Raw genomic sequence first — 3,108 nt, 5'->3', positions numbered from 1 at the left:
TCACCCCTACACAGGAGCACCGTGAGCGACATCTTCGGAACACCCCGACCGCGATCCGCGCCGCGTCCGCCTGATGGCCGACGTCGTGTTCTGGTGCCCACGCTGGTCACCCTCGCCGTGCTGCTGTTCCTCGGCTCGATCTTCACGAGCGTGTGGACCGATCGCCTGTGGTTCAAGTCCGTTGGCTACAGCGATGTCTTCCAAAGCGTGTTGACGACGCGAATCGCGCTGTTCCTCATCATGGGCCTGATCTTCGGACTGTTCGTCGTGGCGAACCTCTACATCGCCTATCGAACCCGTCCCGAATCCGTGCCGGTACGCCGCGATGACCCCGCGTACCGCTATCGCCTTGCGCTGACCCCGATCCTGCGTCCCGTCCTGATCGTCGTGGGTGTCGTGCTCACCGGCTTCGCCGGCTCCGTGGCCGCCAGCCACTGGGACACGTTCAAGATGTGGAGCAACAGCACGTCGTTCGGGATCAAGGACCCTCAGTTCGGCAAGGACGTCAGCTTCTTCGTCTTCGAGTACCCGTGGTTCAGGTTCCTGACTTCCTTCTCGTTCGCGATGATCGTCATCACGGTGCTCGCGGTGATCTTCGTCAACTACGTGTACGGCGGCATTCGCATCTCCGGCCGCGGCCCCAAGCTCACTCGCGCCGCCCAAGTGCACCTCTCGGTGCTGGTCGGCCTCGGAGTTCTGCTGCGTGCTGTGTCCTACTACCTCGACCGCTTCGGACTGGCGATCGCCTCATCGAAGCTCTTCGACGGCATCGGTTACACGGATGCCAACGCTCGTATCCCGAGCAAGAACATCTTGATCTACGTCGCCATTCTGTGCGCCGTCTTGTTCTTCGCCTCGGTGTTCATCCGCTCGTGGGCGCTCCCGGCCATGAGCCTCGGTCTTCTTGCCGTCGCCTCGATCCTGATCGGTGCCATCTGGCCCGCCGTCATGCAGGGCTTCCAGGTCAACCCGTCGGAGCCCGACAAGGAGGGCAAGTACATCGCCCGCAACATCGCGGCGACGCGAGATGCGTACGACGTCGCGGACGTCGAAGTGGAGTCCTACACCGCCACCACGACGCTGACTCCCGCCGAGCTTGCCGAGTCGGCTGAGTCGCGGGTCAGCACCCGGCTCCTGGACCCGACATTGATCTCGCCGGCATTCGAACAGCTGCAGCAGGTGCGTGGCTACTACGCCGTGCCGTCCACGCTCGACGTCGACCGTTACAAGCTCGGCGACGACGACCAGCCGCAAGACACCATCATCGCGGCGCGTGAGCTCGACCTGAATGGTCTGCAGTCATCCCAGCGCAACTGGGCCAACGACCACACCGTCTACACGCACGGTTATGGCGTCATCGCTGCTCGCGGCAACCAGCGTGGACCCAACGGTGAGCCGGTCTTTGTCGTGCGCGACATCCCGCCGGTCGGCGAGCTCAAGACGACAACCCCGCCGCGCATCTACTTCGGCGAGAAGTCGCCGACCTACTCGATCGTCGGTGGACCCAAGGGTGCCAAGCCGATCGAGGTCGACATTCCGCGCGGGGGCGCTTCTGGTGGCGATGACAAGGCAAACGCCACCCAGAACACGTACGACGGCAAGGGCGGAGTCCCGATCGGCGGCATGTTCAACAAGGCGCTGTATGCGTTCAAGTTCGCGGAGCCCAAGATTGTGCTGTCCAACCGCGTCAACGCCGAGTCAAAGATCCTGTATGACCGTGAGCCCCGCAAGCGGGTCGAGAAGGTCGCGCCATGGTTGACCGTTGATGGCGACTCCTATCCAGCCGTCGTCGACGGCCGGGTGGTGTGGATCGTTGACGGTTACACGACGAGCAACTCCTACCCGAACTCCGAGCACCGCTCGTTGCGAGAGGCGACAGCTGACACGCTGACCGATGGCAACGCCCAGGCCGCCTTGCCCACGGATCAGGTCAACTACATGCGCAACTCCGTCAAGGCAGTTGTCGATGCCTACGACGGCAGCGTCAAGCTCTACCAGTGGGACACCAAGGACCCTGTGCTCAAGACCTGGATGAAGGTCTTCCCCGACGTTGTTGAGCCCAAGTCGAAGATCAACAGCGCGCTGCTCGAGCACCTGCGTTACCCGGTCGACCTCTTCAAGGTGCAGCGCGATGTCCTGCAGCGCTACCACGTCACGGATGAGCAGACGTTCTACGAAGACGGCGAACGCTGGAAGGTTCCGGAGGACCCGGCCGTCAAGACCAAGGTGCTGCAGCCGCCCTACTACCTGTCGACAGCTCGCCCCGGTGAGGACGATCCAAAGTTCTCCGTCACCAGCGTCTATCTGCCCAACAGTCGTCAGAACCTCGCGGCGTTCGTGTCGGTCAATTCCGAGGCGACCGACACCGAGAACTACGGCAAGATGCAGATCCTGCAGCTGCCGAGCGAGACGCAGATCTCGGGTCCAAGCCAGATCGCCAACGCGTTCAACACCGACAAGGGTGTCTCGCAGGCCTTGCTGCAGTACCGGCAGTCTGACGCCACGATCAAGCCCGGCAACCTGCTGACTCTTCCGGTCGGCAACAGCCTGCTGTACGTGCAGCCGGTCTATATCCAACGCAGTGCGGTCGAGGGCTCGTATCCGGTGCTCCAGTTCGTCATTGCGTCATTCGGCGGCGATGTCGGCTTCGGCACGACGCTCGACGAGGCGCTTCGCGTTGCGCTTGGTCTGGAAGAGGGGACGACTCCAGATGACGAAGGCACGCCGGGTACCCCTCAGGAGCCTGGTGACGCCAAGACGGCGTCGGAGCTGCTCGCGGAGGCGTCCGATCACTTCAACGACGCTCAGGACGCGCTCAAGAAGGGTGACCTGGCGACGTACCAGCGCCGGATCAACCAGATGAACGACGCGATCGACGCAGCTCGCAAGCTGATCGACGCGCCCAAGAAGTAACCAGCCGGTGGTTGAGTAGCTCCGAGGAACTGGGGGTACCTCCCGCTTGCGGGGGCGGAGCGTATTGAAACCCGGCGACCCCGGATTTGATCCGCGGGTCGCCGCCCCGTAAAGTAGCGAGAGCGACGCGGGGTGGAGCAGCTCGGTAGCTCGCTGGGCTCATAACCCAGAGGTCACAGGTTCAAATCCTGTCCC

Annotated in this window: 1 protein-coding gene; it reads left to right on the top strand. The window is 63.0% G+C overall.

The features are described 5' to 3' along the window. The first annotated feature begins 93 nt into the window (after positions 1-93). A complete protein-coding gene (locus tag V6M39_RS17195) occupies positions 94-2,913 on the top strand; it encodes a UPF0182 family membrane protein (protein ID WP_332645042.1) in 2,820 nt (939 codons plus the stop codon). Positions 2,914-3,108: the final 195 nt, after the last annotated feature.

Source organism: Aeromicrobium sp. (assembly GCF_036675695.1).
GTDB lineage: Bacteria > Actinomycetota > Actinomycetes > Propionibacteriales > Nocardioidaceae > Aeromicrobium.
The sequence above is the reverse complement of the archived record's forward strand: the minus strand, read 5'-3'. Positions and strand labels throughout refer to the sequence as shown.